This window comes from Streptomyces amakusaensis (assembly GCF_039532665.1).
Classification (GTDB): domain Bacteria; phylum Actinomycetota; class Actinomycetes; order Streptomycetales; family Streptomycetaceae; genus Streptomyces; species Streptomyces amakusaensis.
Genome location: NZ_BAAASB010000009.1, coordinates 1 through 26183 on the forward strand (window position 1 = coordinate 1; position 26183 = coordinate 26183).

At 74.7% G+C, this 26183-nt stretch carries 7 protein-coding genes and 1 pseudogene; 5 read left to right on the forward strand and 3 right to left on the reverse strand.

The features are described 5' to 3' along the window. The 3 genes and pseudogenes from ABD371_RS17350 to ABD371_RS17360 form a co-directional block, all read left to right on the forward strand. A partial coding sequence (locus ABD371_RS17350) for a type I polyketide synthase (RefSeq protein ID WP_344477862.1) occupies nucleotides 1–3599 on the forward strand: 3599 nt, incomplete at its 5' end. Nucleotides 3600–3604: 5 nt separating this feature from the next. After that, nucleotides 3605–14413, forward strand: coding sequence for a type I polyketide synthase (locus tag ABD371_RS17355; protein ID WP_344477865.1), 10809 nt, complete (start codon nucleotides 3605–3607; stop codon nucleotides 14411–14413). Nucleotides 14414–14451: 38 nt separating this feature from the next. Continuing rightward, a pseudogene (locus ABD371_RS17360) lies at nucleotides 14452–20982 on the forward strand (thioester reductase domain-containing protein); the annotation flags it as partial. Between the two features lie 16 nt (nucleotides 20983–20998). Here ABD371_RS17360 and ABD371_RS17365 read toward each other — a convergent pair. Next, the gene (locus tag ABD371_RS17365; protein ID WP_344477869.1) at nucleotides 20999–21958 is read right to left on the reverse strand and encodes an AraC family transcriptional regulator; all 960 of its coding nucleotides are present in this window, start codon (nucleotides 21956–21958) and stop codon (nucleotides 20999–21001) included. Between the two features lie 109 nt (nucleotides 21959–22067). On the opposite strand from ABD371_RS17365, the gene ABD371_RS17370 reads away from it, so the two are divergent. Beyond that, nucleotides 22068–22892: an NAD(P)H-binding protein gene (locus tag ABD371_RS17370; RefSeq protein ID WP_344477871.1), complete on the forward strand. Its 825-nt coding sequence runs from the start codon at nucleotides 22068–22070 to the stop codon at nucleotides 22890–22892. Between the two features lie 68 nt (nucleotides 22893–22960). Then, nucleotides 22961–24595 carry an MFS transporter gene (locus ABD371_RS17375; RefSeq protein ID WP_344477873.1) on the forward strand — a complete coding sequence of 545 codons (1635 nt, stop codon included), beginning with the start codon at nucleotides 22961–22963 and terminating at the stop codon, nucleotides 24593–24595. 105 nt (nucleotides 24596–24700) lie between these two features. Here ABD371_RS17375 and ABD371_RS17380 read toward each other — a convergent pair whose 3' ends face one another. Next, nucleotides 24701–25441 (reverse strand): 2-hydroxychromene-2-carboxylate isomerase, encoded by a 741-nt coding sequence (locus ABD371_RS17380; RefSeq protein ID WP_344477875.1) that lies wholly within the window; start codon nucleotides 25439–25441, stop codon nucleotides 24701–24703. Then, the gene (fabG, locus tag ABD371_RS17385; RefSeq protein WP_344477877.1) at nucleotides 25434–26183 is read right to left on the reverse strand and encodes a 3-oxoacyl-[acyl-carrier-protein] reductase; all 750 of its coding nucleotides are present in this window, start codon (nucleotides 26181–26183) and stop codon (nucleotides 25434–25436) included. Before fabG ends, ABD371_RS17380 begins: the two co-directional genes overlap by 8 nt.

The window sequence follows — 26183 nt, forward strand, 5'->3', positions numbered from 1 at the left end:
AGTCGCTGGGGGTGCGTCCGGCGGCGGTGGTGGGGCATTCCCAGGGTGAGATCGCGGCGGCGCATGTCGCCGGCGCGCTCAGTCTGGAGGACGCCGCCCGCGTCGTCGCCCTCCGCAGCCGAGCCCTCGCCGGACTCTCCGGCACCGGGGGAATGGCGTCCGTTCCGTTGCGCCACGACGAGGTGGCCCGGCGGCTCGCCGACCACGGCGGCGCCCTCTCCGTCGCCGCCGTCAACTCCCCGTCCTCCGTGGTCGTCGCGGGCGACACCGACGCCCTGGACAAGCTCCTCGCCGCCTACGCGGAGGAGGGCGTCCAGGCCCGGCGCATCCGGGTCGACTACGCCTCCCACTCGTCCCATGTGGAGGCGGTGCGCGCCGAGATCCTCACCCTGCTCGACGGGATCGCCCCCCGCGCGGGCGACGTCCCCTTCCACTCCACCGTCACCGGTGACGTCCTCGACACCACCGGACTCGACGCCGACTACTGGTACACCAACCTCCGGGAGACCGTCGGCTTCGAGAAGGCCGTCCGGGGCCTGGCCGAGCGGGGACACCGTGTCTTCCTGGAAGTCAGCCCCCACCCGGTGCTCACCTCAGGCATCGGCGAGACCCTGGAGGAGGACGGCGTCGACGGGGGAGCGGCCGTAGGCTCCCTCCGCCGCGAGGACGGCGGATCCGCCAGGCTCCTCGCCTCCGCGTCCGAGCTGTACGTGAGGGGCGTCCCGGTCGCCTGGCACGCCGCGCTCCCCGGCCGCCCGAAGCAGTGGCTGCGGCTGCCGACCTACGCCTTCCAGCACCGCCGCTACTGGCTGACCTCCCAGAGCACCACCGCGGACGTGAGCGACTTCGGCCTCGAAGGCGTCGAACACCCCCTGCTCGGCGCGGCCGTCGGCCTCGCCGGAGCGGACGGGATCCTCTTCACCGGCCGGCTCTCCCCGCACACCCGGCCCTGGCTGGCCGACCATGTGGTGCGGGACACGGCGGCCCTCCCCGCCGGCGGCCTGGTCGAACTCGCCCTGCGCGCCGGAGAGGAGGCAGGCGCGCCCGTCCTCGACACCTTCGAGGTCGTCGAGCCGCTCTACCTCGCGGAGGACACCGCCACCCTGGTCCAGGTGTCCGTGGACGCCGAGGCCGACGGCGGCCGGGCCGTCCGCGTCCACTCCCGCCCCGACACCGGCGACACCGCGTGGACCCTCCACGCCGAGGGCCGGCTGATCGCGGAGACCGGGACACCCGGCCCCGACCCGGAGGCCTGGCCGCCGAAGGACGCCACCGCCCTCGATGTGACCGACGCCTACCAGCGGCTCGCCCGTCGCGGACTCTCCTGCGGCCCCGGCTACCAGGGCCTCACCGCGGCATGGGAACGCGGGGGCGAGCTGTTCGCCGAGATCGGCCTCGCCGAGGAGTCCGCGGCCGACGCGGCCCTGTTCGGTATCCACCCCGCCCTCGCCGAGGCCGCGCTGCACCCCGCCGCGCTGGCCGCCCCCGACGACGGCACCCCCTTGATGGCCGCCTCCTGGCGCGGTGTGGAGCTGTACGCCACCGGGGCCACCGCCCTGCGGGTGACGCTGAGCCCCGCCGGCGAGGGCGCGGTGTCCGTACTGCTGGCGGACGAGAGCGGCCGTACGGTCGCCCGCGCCGCCTCGGTGGCCCTGCGGCCGGTGCCCGAACGCCGGGCCACCGCCCCGCGCACCCACCACGACACGCTGTTCCGGCCCGACTGGACGCCGCTGACCGTCGCCGAACCCCGTGAACCCCTCCGCTGGGGCGTGCTCGGCGCGGCCGAGGCCCCGGCCGGGATCCCCGGCGCCCGCCCGTTCCCCGACATCGCCGCCGTCGCGGCGGCCGTCGCGGCGGGCGAGCGGATCGACGCGGTGCTCCTGCCCCGCCCGCTCTCGCCCGACACCGGCTCCGGCACCGTCGAGAAGGTGTACGAGGCCGTCAACGGGACACTGGCGCCGCTCGTCGAGTGGATCGCCGAGGAACGCCTCGCCGACACCCGGCTGGTGGTCCTCACCGGCGGCGCGGTCGCCGCCGCCGGGGGCGACATCACCGATCTGGCCGGATCCGCCGTCTGGGGCCTGACCCGCTCCGCGCAGTCGGAGGCCCCCGGCCGCATCCAGCTCGTCGACGCCGACACCGTGACCCCGGCACTGCTCGCGGGCCTGGTGCACACCGACGAACCGCAGCTGATGATCCGTGAGGGCGGCGTCTTCGCGCCCCGCCTCGCCCGCGCCGCCGTGGCCGCCGCCGACGCGCCCCGGACCCCGGCCTGGAACCACGAGGGCACGGTCCTCATCACCGGCGGCACCGGCACCCTCGGCGGCTTCGTCGCCCGCCACCTCGTCACCGAGCACGGCATCAGGCATCTGCTGCTCACCAGCCGCCGGGGGCCGTCCGCCGAGGGCGCCGCCGAGCTCGCCGCCGAACTCACCGGGCTCGGGGCGCAGGTGCGGATCGTCGCCTGCGACACCGCCGACCGCGAGGAACTGGCCGCCCTGCTCGCCGGGATCCCGGCCGGCCACCCGCTCACCGGAGTGGTGCACGCGGCGGGCACCCATGCCCCCGGGCTGCTGTCCACGCTGACACCGGAGATGGTGGAGCGGGTGCTGAGGCCCAAGGTGGACGCCGCCTGGCATCTGCACGAACTGACCCGCGACGCCGACCTGGCCGCCTTTGTGGTGTTCTCCTCCATCGCCGCCGTCTTCGGCGGCCCCGGCCAGGCCAACTACGCGGCGGCCAATGTGTTCATGGAGGCGCTGGCCCAGCACCGCGCCGCCCACGGCCTGCCCGCCACCTCCCTCGCCTGGGGCCTGTGGGAGCAGCTGACCGGCATCACCAGCCAGCTCCAGGACGTCGACCTCGGCCGGATCGCCCGCGACGGATTCCGTCCCATGCCCACCGAACACGGCCTCGCCCTGTTCGACGCGGGACTCGTCTCCGACGAGCCGGTCCTCACCGGCACCCCGCTCGACCTCGCGGCGCTCCGGGCCTCCGGAGAGTTCTCCTCGCTGCTGCGCGGTCTGATCCGGCTCCCCGCGCGCCGCGCCGCCTCCCTGGCGGCGAAGGACGAGGGCGCCGGCGACACCCTCGGGCGGCGGCTGGCCGGGCGTACCCCGGCCGAGCAGCGCGAGATCCTGCTGGAACTGGTCCGGGGCGAGGTCGCCGCGGTCCTCGGACACTCCGGGGACCTCGCGGGAATCGGCGCCGAACAGCCCTTCCAGGGGCTCGGCTTCGACTCGCTGACCGCCGTCGAACTCCGGAACCGGCTCAAGAACACCACCGGGGTACGAGTGCCGACCACCCTGGTCTTCGACCACCCGACCCCCGGGGCGGTGGCCGAGTACCTCCGTACCGAACTCGCCCCCGACGACACCCTGACGGAACTCACCGTGCTGACGGAACTCGTGGCCCTGGAAGCCCGGCTGTCCGCGTTCGCCCAGGACGAGGACCAGAAGGCGCTGGTCGCCGGCCATCTGCGGGACCTCACCGCCCGATGGCGGGAGCCGCGGCCCGACGACGACGCCGATGCCTCCGAACTCGCAGCCGCCACCGACGACGAGCTCTTCGAGCTCCTGGACGCCAAGCAGAGGGACTGAACGACATGGCCAACGAGGACAAGCTCCGCGAATACCTGAAGCAGGCGATCGCCGACACCCGCCGCGCCGAGCGACGGCTGCGGGAGCACGAGGACGCCGCGGGAGAGCCCATCGCCGTCGTCGCCATGGGATGCCGCTACCCCGGCGGCGTCCGGTCCCCCGAGGACCTGTGGCGGCTGGTCGCGGACGGCCGGGACGCCGTCTCCGAGTTCCCCGAAGACCGCGGCTGGGACCTGGAGAGTCTCTACGACCCGGACCCCGAGCACCACGGCACCTCGTACACCCGGGAGGGCGGCTTCCTCTACGACGCCCCCCTGTTCGACCCGGCGTTCTTCGGGATATCCCCCCGTGAGGCGCTCGCCATGGACCCCCAGCAGCGGATCCTGCTGGAGACCTCCTGGGAGGTGTTCGAACGCGCCGGGATCGACCCGACCACGCTGAAGGGCGGCTCCACCGGCGTGTTCATCGGCGGCGGGGCCCACGGATACGGGCCGCGGCTGCACGAGTCCACCGAGGAGGTCGAGGGCTATCTGCTCGTCGGCGGCTCCCCGAGTGTGCTCTCCGGGCGGATCTCCTACTTCTACGGCTTCGAGGGCCCCGCGGTCACCGTCGACACCGCCTGCTCCTCCTCGCTCACCTCCCTGCACCTCGCCGTCCAGTCGCTCCGCAGCGGAGAGTCCTCCCTCGCGCTGAGCGGCGGCGTCCTGGTGATGCCGCTGCCCGGCACCTTCATCGAGTTCTCCCGGCAGCGGGGGCTGGCCGCCGACGGCCGCTGCAAGTCCTTCGCCGCGGCGGCCGACGGCACCGGCTGGTCCGAGGGCGTCGGCATGATCCTGCTGGAGCGCCTCTCCGACGCCCGCCGCAACGGGCACCCGGTGCTCGCCGTCGTCCGCGGCTCCGCCGTCAACCAGGACGGCGCGTCCAACGGCATCGCCGCGCCCAACGGCCCGTCCCAGCAGCGGGTCATCAGGAAGGCCCTGGCCAACGCCCGGCTCTCGCCGGGCGATGTGCACCTCATCGAGGCCCACGGCACCGGCACCCGGCTCGGCGACCCCATCGAGGCCCAGGCGCTCCTGGCCACCTACGGCCAGGACCGGCCCGAGGGCAGCGTCGCCCACCTCGGCTCGCTGAAGTCCAACATCGGCCACACCCAGGCCGCCGCCGGGGTCGGCGGCGTCATCAAGACCGTGATGGCCCTCCGCCACGGCCTGCTGCCGAAGACCCTCCACATCGACGAGCCCACCCCGCACGTCGACTGGTCGGAAGGCGCGGTCGAACTGCTCACCGAGGCCAGGCCCTGGCCGGAGACCGGAGCGCCCCGGCGGGCCGCCGTCTCCTCCTTCGGGGTCAGCGGCACCAACGCGCACGTCATCCTCGAAGCGGCCGGGGAACAGCCCGCGCCCGCGGGCGACGAACCGGTGAAAGCGCCGCCCGTCGCTCCCTGGCTGCTGTCCGCAGCCTCGCCCGCAGCACTCCGCGACCAGGCGGACCGGCTCCTCGCCCTCCTCGACGCCGACCCCGGCGCGGACCCCACCGACATCGCCTACTCGCTGGCCACCGGCAGGGCGAGGCTGGAGCACGGGGCCGCCGTCGTCGCCGACGGCCTCGAAGCCGCCCGGCGCGGGCTGCGCTCCCTCGCCGACGGCGGCACCCCGGCCGCCGTCGCCCCCGCCGACGGCCCCGGCAAAATCGCGTTCCTCTTCACCGGACAGGGCGCCCAGCGCATCGGGATGGGCCGCGAACTCCACGCGGGCTTCCCCGTGTTCGCCGACGCCTTCGACGCGGTCTGCGCCGAACTCGACCCGCACCTCGACCGGCCGCTGAGGGAGATCGTCTTCGCCGGCGCCGACAGCCCCGAGGCCGAGCTGCTCGACCGGACCGGATGGACCCAGCCCGCGCTCTTCGCCGTCGAGGTCGCCCTCTTCCGGCTGCTCGAACACTGGGGGGTGCGGCCCGACTACCTCCTCGGCCACTCCATCGGCGAACTCGCCGCCGCCCATGTCGCCGGAGTGCTCTCCCTCCCCGACGCCGCCAAGCTCGTCGCCGCCCGCGCCCGGCTGATGCAGGCGCTCCCGGCGGGCGGGGCCATGGTCGCCCTCCAGGCGGGCGAGGACGAGGTCCTCACGCTCCTCGCCGACCACGCCTCCTCGGCCGGCGTCGCCGCCGTCAACGCCCCCTCCTCCGTCGTCGTCTCCGGCGAGGAGGACGCCGTACTCGCCGTCGCCGAGCGGATCGCGGCCCAGGGCCGCAAGACGAAACGGCTCCAGGTCAGCCACGCCTTCCACTCCCCGCTGATGGACGGCATGCTCGCCGAGTTCGAGCGGGTCGCCGCCACCCTCACCTACCACGCCCCGGCCATCCCCGTGGTCTCCAACGTCACCGGCGCGCTCGCCGACCCCGCCCGGCTGGGCACCCCCGACTACTGGGTGCGCCATGTCCGGGAGGCCGTCCGGTTCGCCGACGGCCTCGACACCCTGCGCTCCCTCGGCGTCGGCGCTCTGGTCGAACTCGGACCCGGCGGGGTGCTGTCCGCGCTGGCCGCCCAGAACGCGCCGGACTCCGGCGACGAGGGGGCCGCGCTCGTCACCCCGCTGCTGAGGAACGACCGCACCGAGCCGGAGAGCCTGGTCGCCGCCGTGGCACGGCTCCACCACCACGGGGCGGACATCGCCTGGGACCGCTTCTTCGAAGGCAGCGGCGGCCACCGGGTCGCCCTCCCCACCTACGCCTTCCAGCGCGAACGGTACTGGCTCGACTCCGCCGCCCAGACACCCGACGCGGCGGGGCTCGGCCTCACCGCTGCCGACCACCCCATGCTCGGCGCGGCCGTCGAACTCGCCGGGACCGAGGGCCTCCTGCTGACCAGCCTGCTGTCGGTGCGCACCCACCCCTGGCTCGCCGACCACGTCGTCCTGGGCTCCGTCCTCGTCCCCGGCACCGCCCTGGTCGAGCTGGCCGTCCAGGCGGGCGACCACGTCGGCTGCCCCGTTCTGGACGAACTCGTCGTCCAGGCCCCGCTGGTGCTGCCCCCCGACGGCGGCGTACGGATACAGATCCGGGTCGGCGGCCCCGACGCGCTGAACCGCCGCGAGATCGGCGTCCACAGCCGCCGCCCCGGCTCCGACGGCCCGTGGACCCTCCACGCCCAGGGCTTCCTGGCCCCCGACGGAGCCGCCTCCGACTTCGACCTCACCGCCTGGCCGCCGCCCGGGGCCGAGGAGGTCGCGGTCGACGGCCTGTACGACCTGCTGACCGAGCAGGGGTACGGCTACGGGCCCATGTTCCAGGGACTGACCAGGGTCTGGCGCGCCGAGGGCGAGCTGTTCGCCGAGGTCCGGATGGCCGAGGGCGGCGAGACCGCCGGTTTTGGCCTGCATCCCGCGCTGCTGGACACCGCCCTGCACACGGTGGTCTTCTCCGAGGGCAACGACACCGCCGACCGGGGCACCCGCGCCCCGTTCGAGTGGCGCGGCGTCCGCCTCCACTCCACCGGCGCCACCGTGCTGCGCGTCCGGCTCGTACCCGACGGCAGGGACGCCCTGGCGCTCTGGCTCGCCGACGACACCGGCCGGCCCGTCGCCTCCGTCGAGGCGCTCGTCCTGCGGGAGATCTCCACCGGCCAGATCGACGCCGCCCGCCCCGAGCACGCCGACGCCCTCTTCACCGTCGACTGGAGCCCGGCGGCCCCGGCCCCCGAGACGGCGGACGCCCCGCCGAGGTGGGTCGTCATGGGAGCCGACCCCGGACTCGTGGCCCCCCGCCACACCGGAGCCGAAGAGGTGGCGGCGGCCCTCGCCGCCGGCGAACGCGTCGACGCCGTCCTCACCCGGCCCCTGCCGGCCCCGGCCGACGCCGACGACCCGGTCGCCGATGTCCATCTGGCCGCCCACCGCACCCTGGACCTCGTCCAGCGCTGGCTGGCCGACGACCGCCTCTCGGACGTCCGGCTCGTGGTCCTCACCGAGAACGCGGTCGCCGTCGACGGCACGGAGACCCCGGACCTGGCCGGCGCCGCCGTCTGGGGACTGCTCCGCGCCGTACAGCTCGAACAGCCCGGCCGCTTCGTGCTCATGGACACGGTCCCCGGCGACGCGACGGCCCTCGCCGCCGCCGTCCCCGCCGTACTCGCCTCCGGGGAACCGCAGACGGCCGTACGCGGCGATGCCGTGCTGACCCCCCGGCTGGCCCGCGCGGCCACCGCCCCGGACGAGACCGAGACGGACCGGGGCACGCCGTGGGAGTCCGGGGGCACCGTACTGATCACCGGCGGCACCGGCTCGCTCGGCTCGCTCGTCGCCCGCCATCTGGTCCGCGCCCACGGCGTCACCCGTCTCCTCCTCACCAGCAGGCGCGGCCCCGACGCCGAGGGAGCCGCCGAACTGGCCGCCGAACTCACCGGCCTCGGCGCGCACATCACCCTCGCCGCCTGCGACGCGGCGGACGCCGGCGCGCTGGCCGCGACCCTCGCCGCGATCCCCGCCGAGCACCCCCTGACGGCGGTGGTCCACACCGCGGGCATCGTCCAGGACGGCACCGTCACCGCACTGACCCCCGAGTCCACCTCCGCGGTGCTGCGCCCCAAGGCGGACGCGGCCTGGAACCTGCACCGGCTGACCCGGGACGCCGGGCTCACCCACTTCGTCCTCTTCTCCTCGGCCGCCGGCACCTTCGGCAGCCCCGGGCAGGCCAACTACGGCGCGGCGAACGCCTTCCTCGACGCGCTCGCCCGGCGGCGCGCCGCCCTCGGACTGCCCGCCACCTCCCTCGCCTGGGGCCTGTGGCGGCAGAGCGGCGGCATGGCTGGCCAGCTCGACGAGATCAACCTCCGGCGGCTCGCCCGCGACGGCTATCTGCCGATCTCCGAGGAGACCGGTACCTCCCTCCTCGACGCCGCCGGCCGTACGCCCCACTCCGCGCTGGTCGCCGCGCCCCTGGACCTGGCGGCCATCCGCGCCGGTCACCAGGTGCCGTGGCTGCTGCGCGGACTCGTCCGGGTCCCCGTGCGGCGCGCCGCCGAAGGTGGCGGGCAGGAGGGAGCCGGGTCCCTGGCCCAGCGGATCTCCGCCCTGCCCGAGGCCGACCGGCGGGGGTATGTGCTCGACGTCATCCGCAAGGAGGTCGCCGAGGTCCTGGGACACCAGAGCACCGGCGCGGTCAACACCGACCACCAGTTCCTCCAGCTGGGCTTCGACTCCCTCACCGGCGTCGAGTTCCGCAACCGCCTCACCCTGAGCAGCGGCGTCCGCCTCCCGGCCACACTGATCTTCGACCATCCGACGCCCGCCGCGCTGGCCGAGTATCTCCACACCCGGCTCGCCGACGCCCTGCCGGCCCCGGCCGCCGCTCCCGTCGCCGTCGCAGCCGGCGACGCGGGCCAGGACGACCCGATCGTCATCGTCGGCATGGCCTGCCGCTACCCCGGCGGCGTCACCTCCCCCGACGACCTGTGGGAACTGGTGCGGACCTCCGGCGACGGGATCTCCGCCTTCCCCACCGACCGCGGCTGGGACACCGAGGCGATCTACGACCCCGACCCGGAGCACCCCGGCACCTCCTACACCCGGCACGGCGGGTTCCTGCACGACGCGGCCCTCTTCGACCCCGACTTCTTCGGGATCTCACCCCGCGAGGCGCTGTCCATGGACCCCCAGCAGCGACTGCTCCTGGAGAACTCCTGGGAGGCGTTCGAGCACGCCGGGATCGACCCGACCACCCTCAAGGGCAGCGACACCGGTGTCTTCGTGGGCGTCATGTACCACGACTACGCCGCCCGGGTCCGCCACACCCCCGAGGAGCTGGAGGGCTACCTCGCCAACGGCAGCGCGGGCAGCATCGCCTCCGGCCGGATCGCCTACTCCTTCGGCTTCGAGGGCGCGGCGATGACCGTCGACACCGCCTGCTCCTCCTCGCTGCTCGCCCTCCATCTGGCCGCCCAGTCGCTCCGCCAGGGCGAGACCGGCCTGGCCCTCGCGGGCGGCGTCACCGTGATGTCCACTCCCAACACCTTCGTCGAGTTCTCCCGCCAGCGCGGCCTGGCCACCGACGGCCGCTGCAAGGCGTTCGCGGCGGCGGCGGACGGCACGGGCTGGGCCGAGGGCGTCGGCATGCTGGTGCTGGAGAGGCTCTCGGACGCCCGGCGCAACGGCCACCGGGTGCATGCGGTGCTGCGCGGCTCCGCCGTCAACCAGGACGGCGCGTCCAACGGTCTCACCGCCCCCAACGGGCCCGCCCAGGAGCGGGTGATCCGGCAGGCCCTCGCCAACGCGGGGCTCCGTCCCGCCGAGGTGGACGCGCTGGAGGCCCACGGCACCGGCACCCGGCTCGGCGACCCGATCGAGGCCCAGGCGCTCATCGCCGCCTACGGCCGGGACCGGCCCGCCGACGCGCCCGCCTGGCTCGGCTCGCTGAAGTCCAACATCGGCCACACCCAGGCCGCCGCGGGCGTCGGCGGCATCATCAAGATGGTGCAGGCGATGCGGCACGACACCCTGCCCGCCTCGCTCCATGTCGACGAGCCCACCCCGTACGTGGACTGGGCCGAGGGAGCCGTCGAACTGCTCACCGAGGCCCGCCCCTGGCCCCGGGGCGACCGGCCCCGCCGGGCCGCCGTGTCGTCCTTCGGCGTCAGCGGCACCAACGTCCACGCCATCATCGAGGAGCCGCCGGCCCCCGAGCCCGCCCCCGCCCCGGCCCCCGAGCCCGAGCCTGTGTCCGGGACCGGCGGGGCGCGCGTCGTGCCCTGGACGGTCACCGGCCACACCCCCGAGGCCGTCCGCCGCCAGGCCGACCGTCTCCACGCCTTCGTCGCCGCCGACGAGGAGCTCCGCCCCGCCGACGTCGCCCACGCCCTCGCCACCACCCGCGCCGCGCTCGGCCACGGCGCGGTGCTGGCCGGCGGCGACCGCGACACCCTCCTGCGGCGGCTGCGGTCCCTGGCCGACGGCGGGGAGACGATCCTGCCCAGGACCGCCGGCCGTGTCGCGTTCCTCTTCACCGGTCAGGGCTCCCAGCGCATCGGAATGGGCCGGGAACTGTACGACCACGTACCCGAGTTCACCGGGGCGTTCGACGAGATCTGCGCCGAGTTCGACCGCCATCTCGACCGGCCGCTGCGCGAGGTCGTCTTCGGCGAGCCCGATCTCATCGACCGCACCGAGTACGCGCAGCCCGCGCTCTTCGCCGTCGAGACCGCCCTGGCCCGCACCCTCGCCGCCTGGGGCGTCCGCCCCGATCTGGTCGCCGGCCACTCCATCGGCGAACTGGCCGCCGCCCACATCGCGGGCGTCCTCACCCTGCCCGACGCGGCCCTGCTGGTCGCCGCGCGCGGCCGGCTGATGCAGGCGCTCCCCGAGACCGGTGCGATGGTGTCCCTCCGGGCCACCGAGGACGAAGTCGCACAGGCGCTCAAGGAGTTCCCCCCGACCCTCTCCATCGCCGCGGTCAACGGCCCCCGGGCCGTGGTCGTCTCCGGGGAGGAGGAGCCCGTACTGCGGCTCGCCGCCGATTTCGAGCGGCTCGGCAGGAAGACCCGGCGGCTCACCGTCAGCCACGCCTTCCACTCCCCGTCGATGGACGCCATGCTGGCGGAGTTCGGCCGGCTCGCCGCCGGGCTGGACTACCGCGAGCCGACCGTCCCCGTCGTCTCCACCGTCACCGGCGAACGCGCCCCCGAGGGGCTGCTGACCGACCCCGGGTACTGGGTGCGCAATGTCCGGGAGACGGTCCGCTTCGCCGACGCCGCCCGCGCTCTGGCGGACCGGGGAGCCGCCGCCTTCGTCGAGGTCGGTCCCGGCGGAGTGCTGACCGCGCTGGTCGGCGAGACCCTCGACGAGGGCGACCCGGTCGCCCTCGCGACGCTGCGCGGCGACCGGTCCGAGCGGGAGACCCTCGCCGAGACCCTCGGCCGGCTCCGCCTCGCCGGCGTCCCCGTCGACTGGGACCGCGCCCTCGTCCCCGCCGCACCCGCCGCCCCCGTCGCCCTGCCCACCTACTCCTTCCTCCGCGAGCGGTTCTGGCTCGACGTCCCCGCCGAGACCGCCGACGCCTCGGCGCTCGGACTGACCCCCGCCCAGCACCCGCTGCTCGGCGCGGCGGTCCGCCTCGCCGACTCCGGCGGGGTCCTCTTCACCGGCTCCGTCCAGTCCGGGGAGCACCCCTGGCTGGGCGAGAACCCCGTGCTCGGCGCGCCGCTCCTGCCCACCGGAGCCTTCCTCGACCTGGCCGTACGCGCCGGGGACGAGGTCGGCCACCCGGTCCTGGAGCGGTTCGCCCTGCACGCCCCCCTGGTCCTGGAGGCCGGCGGGACCACCGCCCTCCAGGTCTCCGTCGCCCCCGACGACGAGCCCGGCCGCCGTGTCCTGCGGATCCACGCGGGCGCGCCCGAGCCCGGCGCCGCGTGGACCCTGCACGCCGAGGGCTTCCTCGCCCGGTCCGACGGCGAACCCGCCGCCGAGGACGGCCCGGCCGCCTGGCCGCCGCCGGGCGAGGAGATCCCGGCCGACGAGGTCCGCCGTCTGCTCCTCGCCCACGGCCAGGACCCCGAGCCGAGCGGTGTCGCGCTCACCTCGGTCCACCGCGACGGCGAAACCCTGTACGCCGGGGTGAGCCTGCCGGAAGGGGCCGCGCCCGAGGGGTTCGGCCTGCACCCCGCGCTGACCGAGGCCGCCTGCATGCTGGCGATGGTCGCCGAGGGCGAGCCCGACGGCGGCGGCGTCACCCTGCCCTCCCTCGGCGGCGGGATCCGCCTCCACGCCACCGGGGCCACCACCCTGCGGGTCACCGTCCGCCGCTCCGGCTCCTCCGGCTGGTCCCTGCACCTGGCCGACCCCGAGGGCCGGCCGGTCGCCGACATCGCCTCGCTCGGCCTGGTCCGTCTCCCCGCGGCGGCGTTCACCGTGCCGGAACGCCGGCCGCACGACTCCCTGTACCGGGTCGACTGGACCGAGCGGATCCCCCTCGCCACCGGGACCGCGCTCCGCTGGGGCACGCTGGGCGACGACGGGCTGGTCGCCGTCGGCGACCGCTTCGGCGGCGTCGCGGCGGTCGGCGACGCGATCGCCGCGGGCGTTACCCTTGACGCGGTGCTGCTGCCGTCATCGGGCCGGGCGGGCGTCCCCGACGCCGTCCCGGGCGCCGTGACCGCCGCCACCCACCGGATGCTCGCGCTGGTCACGGAGTGGCTCACCGACGAACGCCTCGCCGACACCAGGCTGGTGGTGCTCACCCACGGCGCGGTGCCCGGCGGCGACGCCGACACCCGCGATCTGGCGGCCGGCGCGGTCTGGGGCCTGCTGCGCTCCGCCCAGTCCGAGAACCCCGACCGGATCGTCCTCGTCGACTCCGACGACCACCGGATGTCCGCCGCGGAACTCTCCGCCCTCGTCGCCTCCGGCGAGGCCAGGATCCGGGTGCGCAACGGCACCGCCTCGGCGCCCCGGCTCGCCCGTCCCGCACCGGACACGGCCCGCCCCGCCGCCGGGCCCGGGGGATGGCGGCCCGAGGGCACCGTACTGATCAACGGCGGCACCGGGGCCCTCGGCTCCCGCGTCGCCCGCCATCTGGCCGCCGAACACGGCGTCCGCCATCTGCTGCTGCTCGGCAGGCGCGGCCCCGGGGCGGAGGGCGCGGCACAGCTCAAGGCCGACCTCGCCGGCCTCGGTGCCCGGGCGACGATCGTGGCCTGCGACACCGCCGACCGGGACGCGCTGGCCGAGGTCCTGGCCGGCATCCCCGCCGACCGTCCCCTCACCGCCGTGGTGCACGCCGCGGGCACGCTCGCCAACGCCACCTTCACCGCCCTCACCCCCGAACGGCTGGACGAGGTCCTGCGGCCCCGGGCCGAGGCGGCCTGGCACCTGCACGAACTCACCCGGGACGCCGACCTCTCCGCCTTCGTCCTCTTCTCCGCCGTCACCGGCGTCTTCGGCGGCCCCGGACAGGCCAACCACGGGGCGGCCACCGGCTTCCTCGACGGACTGGCCCACTACCGCGCCGCCCTCGGACTGCCCGCCACCTCCATCGCCTGGGGCCTGTGGGGCGAGGCCCGCCGATCCGGCGGCGCGACGGCGGAGAGCGACCCCGCCCGGTTCACCCGCGACGGATTCCTCCCCCTCACCGACCGCGACGCGCTGCGGCTCTTCGACGCCGCCGTCGCCCAGTCCGACCCCGCCCCCGTGGCCACCTCCTTCGACCTCAGCCGCGTCCGAGCCCTCGACACCGTCCCCCCGCTGCTGCGCGGCCTGGTCCGCACCCCGGCGCGGCGCACCGCCGCGACCTCGGCCGCGCAGGGCGACTCCCTGGCCCAGCGGCTGGCCGGCCGGAGCCGCGCCGACCAGCGGGACATCGTCCTCACGCTCATCAGGACGGAGGCCGGCGCGGTTCTCGGCCACCCCGACCTCACCGGCGTCGAGAAGGACCGCCCCTTCCTCGACCAGGGCTTCGACTCGCTCACCGCGGTCGAACTCCGCAACCGGCTCACCGCCGTCACCGGTGTCCGCGCCCCCGCCACACTGATCTTCGACCATCCCACCCCGCAGGCCCTGGCCGACCACGTCCTCGCCCACGCCGCGCCCGACGAGACGGCGCAGCCCCCGGTGTTCGACGATCTCGACCGGTTGGAGGCCGGTCTCAACGGCTCCGACTACGACGAGGAGACCGCCGCCAGAATCACGCTGCGCCTCCAGACCCTGCTGTCCAGGTCCATGGAGACCCGGGCCGGCGAGGAGCCGCCCGCGGCGGCGGCCCCGCTGGAGTCCGCGTCCGCCTCCGAGATCTTCGACTTCATCGACAACCAGCTCGGCCGCAACGCCGACTGACCGACCGGTACTCCAGTCACCGAGGGGAATGCATTCCTGTGTCCGAAGAGAGCAAACTCGTCGAGTACCTCAGGTGGGTCACGGCCGACCTGAGCAAGGCCCGCGAGCGCATCGCCGAGCTGGAAGCCGGGCGGGAGGAGCCCATCGCCGTCGTCGGCATGGCCTGCCGCTACCCCGGCGGAGTCTCCTCGCCCGAGGAGCTGTGGCAGCTCGTCGCCGAGGAGCGCGACGCCATCACCGAGTTCCCGCCCGACCGGGGCTGGGACACCGAGTCCATCTACGACCCCGACCCGGACAAGCCCGGCCACACCTACACCCGGGCCGGCGGCTTCCTCGACGGCGCGACCCGCTTCGACGCCGCGTTCTTCGGGATCTCGCCCCGCGAGGCCCTCGCGATGGACCCCCAGCAGCGGCAGTTCCTCGAAACCACCTGGGAGGTGCTCGAACGCGCCGGGGTGCGGCCCGAGACCCTCAAGGGCAGCCGTACCGGGGTCTTCGCGGGCATCGCGGGCCAGAGCTATGTCACCCTCAACGGCCCGCAGGAGCTCGAGGGCTATCTGATGACCGGCAGCCTCACCGCCGTCGTCGCCGGACGGGTCTCGTACACCTTCGGGCTCGAAGGGCCCGCGGTCACCCTGGACACCGCCTGCTCCTCCTCCCTCGTCGCCATCCACCTCGCCGCCCAGTCCCTGCGCCGGGGCGAGAGCACCCTCGCCGTCGCCGGCGGCGCGACCGTCGCGGGCGACCCCGCGGGCTGGGTCGAGTTCTCCCGGCAGCGAGGCCTCGCCCCCGACGGCCGCGCCAAGTCCTACGCGGGCACCGCCGACGGCACCACCTGGGCCGAGGGCGTCGGGGTCGTACTCCTGGAACGGCTCTCGGACGCCCGGCGCAACGGCCATCAGATCCACGCGGTGCTGCGCGGCTCCGCCGTCAACCAGGACGGCGCGTCCAGCGGCCTCACCGCGCCCAACGGGCCCTCGCAGGAACGCGTCATCCAGCAGGCCCTCGCCGACGCCAAGCTCTCCCCGGCCGACGTCCAGGTCATCGAGGGCCACGGCACCGGCACCCGGCTCGGCGACCCCATCGAGGTTCAGGCGCTCCTCGCCACCTACGGCCAGGGCCGGCCCGACGGCGCGCCCGCCCTCCTCGGCTCCCTCAAGTCGAACATCGGGCACACCGTCGCCGCCGCGGGCGTCGGCGGCGTCATCAAGATGGTGATGGCCATGCGCCACGGCCGGCTGCCCCGCACGCTCCATGTGGACGAGCCCACCCCCCTGGTCGACTGGACCACGGGCTCCGTCGAACTCCTCACCGAGGCCAGGCCCTGGCCGGAGCGGAACGGGCCCCGCCGGGCCGCCGTCTCCGCGTTCGGCGTCAGCGGCACCAACGCCCACGTCATCATCGAGGAGCCCCCCGCCCCGCCCCCGGCCCCCGCCGGGAAACCCGCGGCCGGACCCGCCGCCGCGCCCACCCCGCCCCCGGCCCTGGTCTGGCCCCTGTCGGCCAAGACCGGCCCCGCGCTCCGCGACCGGGCGGCCGGCCTGCTCGCCGCCGCCGAGCAGGGCGCCGCACCGCTCGACCTCGCCTACTCGCTCACCACCGCCCGGTCCGTCCTCGACCGGGGCGCCGTCGTCGTCGGGGCCGACCGCGCCGACCTCCTCGCCGGACTCCGGGCCCTGGCCGACGGCGACACCACCCCCCTCCGCCGCCCCGACGGCCGGGTCGCGTTCCTCTTCACCGGCGGCGGCCCCCAGCGGGTCGGCATGGGCCGCGAACTGTACGAGCGGTACCCCGTCTACGCCGAGGCGTTCGACGAGATCTGCGCCGAACTCGACCCGCACCTCGGCCGGCCGCTGCGCGAGGTCGTCTTCGGCGAGCCCGGCCCCATCGACCGCACCGAGTTCACCCAGCCCGCGCTCTTCGCCGTCCAGACCGCCCTCGTCCGCACCCTCGCCGCCTGGGGCGTCCGCCCCGATCTGGTCGCCGGACACTCCAGCGGCGAAGTCACCGCCGCCCACATCGCCGGCGTCCTCTCCCTCCCGGACGCCGCGAAACTCATCGCCGCCCGGGGCCGGCTGATGCAGGCCCTCCCCGAGACCGGCGCGATGGTGTCCCTCCGCGTCGGCGAGGACGAGGTCCGTGAGGTCCTCCGCGGCCACGACCCGGACGTCATCGGGATCGCCGTCGTCAACGGCCCCCGGGCCGTGGTCGTCTCCGGCGAGGAGACGCCCGTGCTGGCGGTGGCCGCCGAGTTCGAGCGCCGGGGACGGCGGGTCAAGCGGATCACGGTCAGCCATGCCTCCCACTCCCCGCTGATGGAGGGCATGCTCCCCGCGTACGGGGCCGTCGCCGCCGAACTGACCTACCACGAGCCGACCGTCCCCGTCGTCTCCACCGTCACCGGCGAACGCGCCCCCGAGGGGCTGCTGACCGACCCCGGGTACTGGGTGCGCAATGTCCGCCGGCCCGTCCGCTTCGCCGACGCGCTGCGCTCCCTCTCCGCCCTGGAGGCCACCGCCTTCGTCGAGATCGGCCCCGCCACGGTGCTCACCCCGCTGGTCGGCGAGGTGGTCGACGGCGACCACGCGGCCCTGCCGGTGATGCGCGCCGGACACCCCGAGCCGTCCGTCCTCGTGGAGGCCGTCGGCAGGCTCCATCTCGCCGGGGCTCCCGTCGACTGGGAGGCCTTCTTCGACGGCACCGGCGCGCGCCTGGTCGATCTGCCCACCTACCCCTTCCAGGGCGAGCGCTACTGGCTGGACCCCGCGCCCACCACGGGCGGGGACCCCGGCCGGTTCGGATTCGACACCGCCGGACACCCCCTGCTCGGGGCGCTCACCCCGCTCGCGGGCGGCGACGGGCTGGTCGCCACCGCGCTGCTCTCCCGCCGCACCCACCCCTGGCTCGCCGATCACACCCTGTTCGGCGCTCCCGTCGTCCCCGCCGCCGTCCTGGTGGAACTCGCCTTCCGGGCCGGGGACGAACACGGCTGCACCACCCTCTCCGCGTTCACCACCGACACCCCCCTCCTCCTCCCGGACGAGGGAGGGCTCCAGCTCCAGATCTCCCTGGGCGCGCCCGACGCCGCGGGCGAACGGCCGCTGACCGTGCACGGACGTCCCCAGGGCGGCGACGCCCCCTGGACCCGGTACGCCGCCGGGCGGATGGGCAACGCCCCCGCCGAGCCCGCCTTCGACCTGGCCTCCTGGCCGCCCGACGCCGAACCGCTGCCCGTCGGCGAGCCTCTCGGCGACGACGGCCCGCACGGCCCCGCGCCCACCGGAATCCGCGCCGCCTGGCGGCGGGACGACACCGTCTTCGCCGAGATCGCGCTCCCGGACACGGTCGACTCCGACGGCTACGGTCTCCACCCCGCCCTGCTCGACGCCGCGATCCGCCTCGCCCTCCCGAACGAGAGCGGGGACGGGGACGGGGACGAGAACGGCCGTACCGTCACCGTCCCCGTGCGCTGGGACGGGACACGTCTGTACGCCGACGGGGCCCGCGAACTGCGCGTCGCCGTCCGGGAACTCCCCGACGGCGACCTCGTACTCCGGATCGCCGACCAGGACGGGCAGCCCGTCCTGGAGACCCGCGCCCTCCGCCCGGCCCCGCTCACCGAGGACCGGATCGACCGGATCCGCACCCGTCCGTACGACTCCCTGTTCGGCCTGGACTGGATCCCGCTGCCCCTGTCCGAGCCCGAGCCCGCGACCGAGACCCGCTGGGGTGTCCTGGACCTCAAGGACACCGCCTCCGAAACCTCCGAAACCTTCGCGGCCCCGCCCGGTGCCGCCCGGTTCGCCCACCCCTCCGAGGTCGCCGACGCCCTCGCCGCGGGCCTGCGCGTCGACGCCGTCCTGGTGCCGCCGCCCGTGCCCGGCGACCCGGACCGCATCCCCGAGGCCGCCCATGAGCTGACGCACCGGGCGCTGGCCCTGGTCCGAGCCTGGATCAGCGAGGAGCGGCTGGCCGACACCCGTCTCGTGATCCTCACCCGGGGAGCGGCGGTCGCCGCCGACGAGCCCGTCGCCGACCTCGCCGCCGCCCCCCTCTGGGGACTGCTGCGCTCCGCCCAGGCCGAGAACCCGGGCCGGATCGTCCTCGCCGACCTCGACGCCTCACCGGCCTCCGCCGACCGGCTGCCCGCCGTGCTCCTCGCCGGAGAACCCCAGGTCAGGATCAGGGACGGCCGGATCGCCATCCCCCAACTCACCCGCATACCCGAGCCCGAGCCCGAAACTTCGGCCGTGCCGCAGGACACCCCCGCCGGCCCCTGGCGGCCCGGCGGAACGGTGCTCATCACCGGCGGCACCGGTGTCCTCGGCGGCCTGATCGCCCGCCATCTCGCCGCCCGTCACCGGGTCGGCCACCTCCTGCTGCTGAGCCGCAGCGGCCGGGGCGCGCCCGACGCCGCGCGGCTGGAGGCGGAACTCACCGCCCTCGGCGCGAAGGTCACCATCGCGGCCTGCGACGCCGCCGACCCCGAGACGCTCGCCGCGGTTCTCGCGGACATCCCCGCCGAGCATCCCCTCACCGGCGTCGTCCACGCCGCGGGCCTCATCCGCGACGGACTGCTGACCACCCTCACCGCGGACGACGTCGAGCGGGTGCTGCGCCCCAAGCTCGACGCCGCCTGGCAACTCCACCGGCTGACCCGGGACGCCGACCTCTCCGCCTTCGTCCTCTTCTCCTCCGTCGCCGGTGTCTTCGGCGGCCCCGGCCAGTCCAACTACGCCGCCGCCAATGTCTTCCTCGACGCCCTGGCCCAGGACCGACGGCACCGCGGCCTCCCCGCCACCTCCATCGCCTGGGGCCTGTGGGCCCAGGCGAGCGGTATCACCCAGGAACTCGGCGAGGCCGACCTCGCCAGGATCGCCAGGGACGGTTTCGGCCAGGTCTCCTCCGAGGCCGGACCCGAACTCCTGGACAGGGCCGTCGCCCTGGACCGCTCCGGAGCGATCGCCACCCCGCTCGACCTCGCCGCGATGCGCGCCCACCCCACCAGGGTCCTGCCCGTCCTCCGCGACCTGGTCAGGCTCCCCGGCCGCCGCACCGTCCCCGTACCCGGGACCGGAACCGGCGGCGAGGGACTCGCCGACCGTCTCGCCGGACTCGACCCCGCCGGGCGTCTGGAACTCCTGCGCGATCTGGTCGTCTCCCGGGTGGCCTCCGTCCTCGGCCACCGCGACACCGCCGTCGACGGCGAACCCAGGTTCACCGACATCGGCTTCGACTCGCTGACCGCGGTCGAACTCCGCAACGAACTGAACACCGCCACCGGACTGCGCCTCCCCGGCAGCATCGTCTTCGACCACCCCACGCCGTCCGCGCTCGCCGCCCATCTCCTCGGCGAACTGGTCGCCGAGCCGCTCCCCGACGCCGAACCGGCCCTGCCGGAGATCGACTTCGCCTCCGAGGTCCGGCTGGCCGACGACATCGTCCCCGCGGACGAGGTGGTCCACACCGCCCACGACCCCCGGGAGGTCCTGCTCACCGGCGCGACCGGCTTCGTCGGCGCGTTCCTCCTGCGCGATCTGCTCCGCACCACCCGTGCCAGGGTGCACTGCCTCGTCCGGGGCGAGGACACCGAGAGCGCCACCCGGCGGCTGATCGAGCATCTGGAGTGGTACGGCATCGCCGGCGAGATCGACAGAAGCCGGATCTCCGTCGTCCTCGGCGATCTCGCCCGGCCCTCCCTCGGCCTCGACCCCGGCGTCCACGAGGACCTGGCCCGCCGCGCCGACGCCGTCTACCACGCCGGCGCCTCGGTCAACTGGCTCTACTCGTACCCGACCGTGAAGGCCGCCAATGTCACCGGCACCGAGGAGGTGCTCCGGCTCGCCGCCCTGCACCGCACGGTCCCGGTCCACCACATCTCCTCGACCGGGGTCTACACCAGGACCGTCGCCGACGGCGTACCGCTCCGCGCCGACGACCCCACCGGTCCGCCGGAGGACATGCACAACGGCTACCGGCAGAGCAAGTGGGTCTCCGAGGGCATCATCGGCCTCGCCCGGGAACGCGGTCTGCCGGTCACCGTCTACCGCGTCGACGCGGTCTCCGGCGACAGCGTCAACGGAGCCTGCCAGACCAGGGACTTCGTCTGGCTCAGCGTCAAGGGGCTGGTGCAGGCCGGCGCCGTCCCCACCGGGCTGGCCGGTACGTTCCACCTCGTCCCGGTCGACCATGTCGCCGCCGCCGTCACCCGGCTCTCGCTGCGGGAGGAGGCCGCCGGGCGCACCTTCAACGTCTCCGGCGACAGCGCCCTCACCTACCCGGAGATCGTCGGCCATCTGAGGTCCTTCGGCTATCCCCTGGCCGAACTGGAGTGGTCCGACTGGCTGGACCGGGTCAAGTCCGACCGGGGGAACGCGATCATTCCGCTTCTCGACACCTTCGAGGCGTTCGCGACCTTCGGCGACGACACCTATCTGCCCGTCGACGCCACGGAGACGAACGAGGCGCTCGCCGCCACCGGGGTCGTCTGCCCCGAGATGACGAAGGAGCTGTTCGAGCGGTACGTCCAGTTCTTCGTCGGGGCCGGGCACTTCCCGCCCGCGCCGTGACGGCCGCCGCCGGAGTTCAGAGGAGCGCGGCCTCGGCGTCCGCGACCGCCGCCCTCCGGTGGTCCGTCGGGCGCACCCCGCGGATCCGCTTGAACGCCGCGCTCAGCCCGAACGCGTCGGCGTAGCCGACCTGGCGGGCGACGGACGCCACCGTGGCGTCCGTCGCCCGCAGCAGGTCACCGGCGAGCGACACGCGCCACGCCGCCAGATAGGCCATCGGCGGCTCGCCCACCAGTGTGGTGAACCGATGGCCCAGACTCGACCGGGAGACCCCCACCTTGTCCGCCAGCATCCGCACCGTCCACGGCCGCGCCGGGTCGTCGTGCATCAGCCGCAGCGCCTCGCCGACCACCGGATCGCTGAGCGCCCGGTACCAGCCGGGAGCCTGCGCCTCGGGCCGGGCGAACCAGGCCCGCAGGGTGTACACGAGCAGCAGGTCGAGCATGCGGTCCACGACCACCTGCTGCCCCGGGTCGATCTGCCTCACCTCGGCCGCGACCAGCTCCAGCATGGGATGGTGGCGGTCCTCGCCCGGGACCAGGAGCACCGGCGGCAGCTCTTTCAGCAGCCGGTCGCTGATCTCCCCGCCGACCTGGTACGCGCCGGTGAGCAGCATCGACGAGCCTTCGTACCGCTCGCCGCAGGTCCGCAGGTCCAGCCGGATGTCGTCGGTGACATCGACGCCGTCGGCCGTCAGACACCGCTCGGAGCCGTGCACCTGGATCGCCGCCGAGGCCGTCGGCGCGTCGGCCACGGTGTGCGGTACGGAGCCCGTCACGATCACCAGATCCCCGGGCTCCACGCGCAGCGGCTCCGCGTGGTCCGGCCAGACCCAGGCGGTGCCCGACAGCATGGTCATCAGCGTCAGGGGGGCGCCGCCGACGAACCGCAGCGACCACGGCGGATTGAGGACCGACCGGCCGAAGACGGCACCCCGGGCCCTCGTCTCGTACAGAAGATTGGCGAGCGCGTCCATCACACGATTCTACCGTCCGAACACACAGGGTGGGCGGCCTGGACGCACACGTATCGTTTCCGGCGTCATGGCCATCGGCCCTGCATTCTCAGGGGGGTTGACTGGATGCATGACCATCGACTCCATACTTGTTCTCGGCGGTACCGGAAAGACCGGCCGCCGTCTGGTGGCCCGACTCCGGTCCCAGGGCGTGACGGCGATTCCCGCCTCCCGCTCCGGCGAACGCGGCTTCGACTGGGCCGACGAGCCGACCTGGGCCACCGCCCTGAGCGGGGTCGACGCCGTGTATCTGGTGGACGACGGCTCGGCCGACCCGGCCGTGACCCTCGCCCCGTTCGTGGAACTCGCCGTGGCCTCCGGGGCCCGCCGCCATGTGCTGCTCTCCGCCCGGGGCCTGGAGACGCCCGACGCGCCGCTTCCCGCCGAGGCGGCGCTGCGGGCCTCGGACGCCGAGTGGACGATCCTGCGCCCCACCTGGTTCGCCCAGAACTTCAGCGAGGACCTCTTCCTCGACAGCATGCTGGCGGGGGAGTTGGCGCTCTCCACCGGCGAGGGCCCCGACCCCTTCATCGACGCGGAGGACATCGCCGCGGTCGCCGCCGCCGTGCTGACCCAGGACGGCCACGGAGGAGAGGTGTACGAACTCTCCGGCCCCCGTCTGATGTCCTTCGGCGATGCGGCCCAGGAGGTGGCGAGGGCCACCGGCCGGAGCATCGCCTTCCGGCCGGTCTCGCGCGAGGAGTGCGTGGAGCGGATGGTGGCATCGGGCGCGGACCCGGGTGCCGCCGCCTTCGCGGCGGATGTGTTCGACGGCATCCGGGCCGGACGGAACGCCTATCTCTCCGACGGCGTGCAGCGCGTTCTGAAGCGTGAGCCGCGCGACTTCGCCGAGTACGCCCGTGACGCCGCTGCGACCGGCGTCTGGCGGCCGTGAGCCCCGTGCGACCCGGGGCGCGCCGCGCCCTCCTCCCCCCGTCAGCGAGTTTTCTGTGAGGACCCCGAGTGGACACTGATACTTCGACCGGTCCCGGCCTGCGCGCCGGCCGGCGGGAGTGGATCGGCCTGGCCGTTCTGACCCTGCCGACCCTGGTGCTGGCCCTGGACATGAGCGTGCTGTACCTCGCCTCCCCGCACCTGGGCGCGGATCTGGGGCCGACCAGCTCCGAACTCCTGTGGATCATGGACATCTACGGGTTCATGATCGCGGGCTTCCTGATCACCATGGGAACCCTGGGCGACCGCATCGGCCGCCGGCGGCTGCTGATGATCGGAGCCTTCGCGTTCGGCGTGGCGTCGATCGTGGCGGCCTATGCCAGCAGTCCGCTGCTGCTGATCCTGGCCCGCGCGCTGCTGGGTGTCGCCGGCGCGACGCTGGCCCCGTCGACGCTGTCGCTGATCAGCAACATGTTCAAGGACGCGGGCCAGCGGGGCGTGGCCATCTCGATCTGGATCTCCTGCTTCATGTCCGGGATGGGCGTCGGCCCGGTGGTGGGCGGCGTCCTGCTGGAGTGGTTCTGGTGGGGGGCGGTCTTCCTGCTGGCCGTTCCGGTGATGGTGCTGCTGCTGGTGGTCGGTCCCAAGGTGCTCCCGGAGTACCGCCCGGCGGAGGCGGGCCGGCTCGACCTGGTCAGCGTGGCGCTCTCCCTGGCGGGCATCCTGCCGACGATCTACGGTCTGAAGCTGATGGCCGAGAGCGGCTTCGGGCTGGTGCCGGGCCTCGCGATCGTGGTCGGCGTGGTGTTCGCGGTGCTCTTCGTGCGCCGTCAGCACAGCCTGGAAGACCCGCTGCTGAACCTCAAGCTCTTCAGCGACCGTTCCTTCCGCTCGGCGCTTCTGATCATCCTCGTCTCCACCGCGGCGGGCGGCGGCCTCTATCTGTTCGCCACCCAGTACCTCCAGATGGTGGCCGATCTGCCGCCGCTGAAGGCCGGGTTCCTGCTGATCGGGACGGCCGTGGCGAGCGCCGTCGGCTCGCTGATCGCCCCGTCCCTGGCGCGCAGATTCCGCCCGGGCCATGTGGTGGCGGGCGGTCTGACGGTGGCCGTCGTGGGCTATCTGACGCTGGCCGCGGCCGACGCCGAATCCGGGCTGGTGATGGTGGTCGTGGGCATCACGCTCGTCTTCTTCGGCGCGGGCCCGATGACGGCGCTCAGCACCGACATGGTGGTGGGCTCCGTGCCGCCGGAGAAGGCCGGTTCGGCGGCTTCGATGTCGGAGACCAGCACCGAGCTGGGCATCTCGGTCGGTGTGGCGCTGCTGGGCAGCCTGGGCACCGCCGTCTACCGCAGCCAGATCGACGGCTCCCTGCCCGAGGGGCTCCCGGCGAAGGCGCTGGAGCAGACCGAGGACACCCTCGCGGGGGCGACCGCGGCGGCGGAGGATCTCTCCGGCGCGCTGTCGGAGGAGCTGCTCTCGGCGGCGCGCGAGGCGTTCACCGCCGGTATGAACGTCTCCAGCCTCGTCGGCGCGGCGATGGTCGCGACCCTGGCCGTGATCTCCGCCGTCGCCTTCGGCCGTGCCCGGCCGACCGGCGAATCGGACCCGGAGCCCGCTTCCGGGCCCGAGCCGCAGCCCGAGCCCCAGCTGTCCGGGAAGGGTTCCGCCGCCCCGGCGGAGCGCGTCGGCGACGCCGACTGAGCACCCCGGGCCGGGACGGTCCGCCCCGGACCGTCCCGGCCCGGGGCTCTCCCGCTCCCCCCGCCGTCGGACCGGTCCGCGCACCGGCCGGCGGCGGAGCCGGTCTCAGCCGCAGCCGCCGGCATGTCCCCGGTCGCCCCCGCCTCCGGTCTCCCCGGCCTGGTCGGGCCTGTCGCTCCCACGGCCTGCCGCCGGACGCGTCCCCGCGGAGCCCCCCACCGTCTCGGCGAACTCCGCGAGCCGGTCCACGCCCCAGAACTTGTCGTACCGGTGGACGAAGAAGGGCACCCCGAAGACACCGTCGCGGTGGACGTCCAGCAGCGCCGAGACCCCCCGGGCGCGCAGCCCGGCGTCCAGCGCCGCGCCGGCCATCCGGTCGGCGGGCAGCCCGAGCGCGGCCCCCAGCTCCCCGACGACCGCCGGATCGCAGATGTCGCGCCCCTCCTGCCAGCGCGCCCGGCAGGCCAGCTCCACATACTCCCGGCCGAGCCCCGCGTCCGCCGCGAGGAACCAGGCCAGATGCGGCACCTCCCAGACGGGGTCCCGGTCCAGGGGCCAGCTCATCTCCAGCTTCCGCGCCCGGGTCAGCCGCCGTACGTCCTGGAGGATGTACAGATGCTTCTCCCGGGACATCGCCACATACGGGAAACCCCCGCCCGCCTCGGCCAGGGCCCCGGCGCTGCTCTCGTCGGGCTCCCAGAACGGCCGCCACTCCACGGCCGCCGCGAGATCCGGGTGGTCCGCCACCAGATCCCGGCAGGCGATCCAGGAGTACGGGCTGCGCAGCGAGAAGTAGAACCGGGGCGGCTGCCTGCGCGCCCCGGACCGGCCGGCCGTGTCAGACAACGAGGCCTCCGTCGATCTGGAGCACCGCGCCCGTCACATACTCCGCTCCGACCAGGTACGACACCATGTCGGCGACCTCCTCGGGACGGCCGAGCCGGCGCAGCGGAATGGTCTTCACCGCCTGCTCCCTGACCTTGTCGGGCAGGGCGGAGGTCATGTCGGTGTCGATGAAGCCGGGGGCGATCGCGTTGGCCCGGATGCCGTAGCGGCCCACCTCCTTGGCGAGCGCCTTGGTGAAGCCGATGATGCCCGCCTTCGACGCCGAGTAGTTGCTCTGGGTGGCGTTGCCGTAGACCCCGGCGACCGACGAGATGTTGACGATGCAGCCGCTCTTGCGCTTCATCATCTCGAAGACCACCGAACGGCACAGGTGGTACGTGCCGTCCAGATTCACCCGCTGGACCCGCTGCCAGTCGTCGTCCGACATCATCAGCAGCGGCTGGTCGCGCACGATGCCCGCGGAGGTGACCACCGTGCCGACGGTGCCGAGCCGCTCCTCGGTCTCGGCGACCAGGGCGCGCACCGCGTCCGGGTCCGACACGTCCGTCTGCCGGGAGTAGACGCGGACGCCGAGTTCGGACACCTCCTTCTCCAGCTCGACAGCGGCGTCCGGCCGTGAGGCGTAACAGAAGGCGACGTCGTGCCCGTCGCGGGCCAGCCTGAGCACGGTGGCCCGGCCGATGCCCCGGGTGCCGCCCGTGATCAGCGCGACCCCGCGCTCGCCCGCCGATGTCTCGTTCAT